This window comes from Vibrio sp. 1402 (assembly GCF_033340275.1).
In genome coordinates, this window is the sequence record NZ_JAWOWE010000045.1 from 1 (window position 1) to 2,200 (window position 2,200).

General features: G+C 54.5%; 3 protein-coding genes. All 3 read left to right on the top strand.

Translation table 11 applies throughout. The features are described 5' to 3' along the window. The first annotated feature begins 441 nt into the window (after positions 1-441). Complete coding sequence (sul2, locus tag R7044_RS23970) at positions 442-1,257, top strand: sulfonamide-resistant dihydropteroate synthase Sul2 (protein WP_001043260.1); 816 nt, start codon at positions 442-444, stop codon at positions 1,255-1,257. A gap of 60 nt (positions 1,258-1,317) precedes the next feature. Further along, positions 1,318-2,121, top strand: coding sequence for an aminoglycoside O-phosphotransferase APH(3'')-Ib (gene aph(3'')-Ib / locus R7044_RS23975; protein ID WP_077202330.1), 804 nt, complete (start codon positions 1,318-1,320; stop codon positions 2,119-2,121). Beyond that, on the top strand, positions 2,121-2,200 hold an 80-nt coding region (locus R7044_RS23980; RefSeq protein ID WP_219564665.1), incomplete at its 3' end, for an aminoglycoside phosphotransferase family protein. The genes aph(3'')-Ib and R7044_RS23980, both read left to right, overlap by 1 nt.

Consider the following 2,200-nt stretch of genomic DNA (forward strand, 5'->3'; position numbering starts at 1 on the left):
TATTTACCTAATTTGCCACACTTATAAGTAGTAACCCACCTCCGCAGCCATTTATTGGTGTGGTCTACAGAGGATTAAGTCTTTTTAGAGGGGAAAATCCCTAGAACCCCATCTCCAAACATATCAAGCGTGTCTGTATCCCACTCTATTGTAAACAAGACATTTTTATCTTTTATATTCAATGGCTTATTTTCCTGCTAATTGGTAATACCATGAAAAATACCATGCTCAGAAAAGGCTTAACAATATTTTGAAAAATTGCCTACTGAGCGCTGCCGCACAGCTCCATAGGCCGCTTTCCTGGCTTTGCTTCCAGATGTATGCTATTCTGCTCCTGCAGCTAATGGATCACCGCAAACAGGTTACTCGCCTGGGGATTCCCTTTCGACCCGAGCATCCGTATGAGACTCATGCTCGATTATTATTATTATAGAAGCCCCCATGAATAAATCGCTCATCATTTTCGGCATCGTCAACATAACCTCGGACAGTTTCTCCGATGGAGGCCGGTATCTGGCGCCAGACGCAGCCATTGCGCAGGCGCGTAAGCTGATGGCCGAGGGGGCAGATGTGATCGACCTCGGTCCGGCATCCAGCAATCCCGACGCCGCGCCTGTTTCGTCCGACACAGAAATCGCGCGTATCGCGCCGGTGCTGGACGCGCTCAAGGCAGATGGCATTCCCGTCTCGCTCGACAGTTATCAACCCGCGACGCAAGCCTATGCCTTGTCGCGTGGTGTAGCCTATCTCAATGATATTCGCGGTTTTCCAGACGCTGCGTTCTATCCGCAATTGGCGAAATCATCTGCCAAACTCGTCGTTATGCATTCGGTGCAAGACGGGCAGGCAGATCGGCGCGAGGCACCCGCTGGCGACATCATGGATCACATTGCGGCGTTCTTTGACGCGCGCATCGCGGCGCTGACGGGTGCCGGTATCAAACGCAACCGCCTTGTCCTTGATCCCGGCATGGGGTTTTTTCTGGGGGCTGCTCCCGAAACCTCGCTCTCGGTGCTGGCGCGGTTCGATGAATTGCGGCTGCGCTTCGATTTGCCGGTGCTTCTGTCTGTTTCGCGCAAATCCTTTCTGCGCGCGCTCACAGGCCGTGGTCCGGGGGATGTCGGGGCCGCGACACTCGCTGCAGAGCTTGCCGCCGCCGCAGGTGGAGCTGACTTCATCCGCACACACGAGCCGCGCCCCTTGCGCGACGGGCTGGCGGTATTGGCGGCGCTGAAAGAAACCGCAAGAATTCGTTAACTGCACATTCGGGATATTTCTCTATATTCGCGCTTCATCAGAAAACTGAAGGAACCTCCATTGAATCGAACTAATATTTTTTTTGGTGAATCGCATTCTGACTGGTTGCCTGTCAGAGGCGGAGAATCTGGTGATTTTGTTTTTCGACGTGGTGACGGGCATGCCTTCGCGAAAATCGCACCTGCTTCCTGCCGCGGTGAGCTCGCTGGAGAGCGTGACCGCCTCATTTGGCTCAAAGGTCGAGGTGTGGCTTGCCCCGAGGTGATCAACTGGCAGGAGGAACAGGAGGGTGCATGCTTGGTGATAACGGCAATTCCGGGAGTACCGGCGGCTGATCTGTCTGGAGCGGATTTGCTCAAAGCGTGGCCGTCAATGGGGCAGCAACTTGGCGCTGTTCACAGCCTATCGGTTGATCAATGTCCGTTTGAGCGCAGGCTGTCGCGAATGTTCGGACGCGCCGTTGATGTGGTGTCCCGCAATGCCGTCAATCCCGACTTCTTACCGGACGAGGACAAGAGTACGCCGCAGCTCGATCTTTTGGCTCGTGTCGAACGAGAGCTACCGGTGCGGCTCGACCAAGAGCGCACCGATATGGTTGTTTGCCATGGTGATCCCTGCATGCCGAACTTCATGGTGGACCCTAAAACTCTTCAATGCACGGGTCTGATCGACCTTGGGCGGCTCGGAACAGCAGATCGCTATGCCGATTTGGCACTCATGATTGCTAACGCCGAAGAGAACTGGGCAGCGCCAGATGAAGCAGAGCGCGCCTTCGCTGTCCTATTCAATGTATTGGGGATCGAAGCCCCCGACCGCGAACGCCTTGCCTTCTATCTGCGATTGGACCCTCTGACTTGGGGTTGATGTTCATGCCGCCTGTTTTTCCTGCTCATTGGCACGTTTCGCAACCTGTTCTCATTGCGGACACCTTTTCCAGCCTCGT

Bases quoted from the DNA above. Each gene is read 5' to 3' on its own strand.
- sul2 (WP_001043260.1), top strand. From the start codon at position 442: ATGAATAAATCGCTCATCATTTTCGGCATCGTCAACATAACCTCGGAC.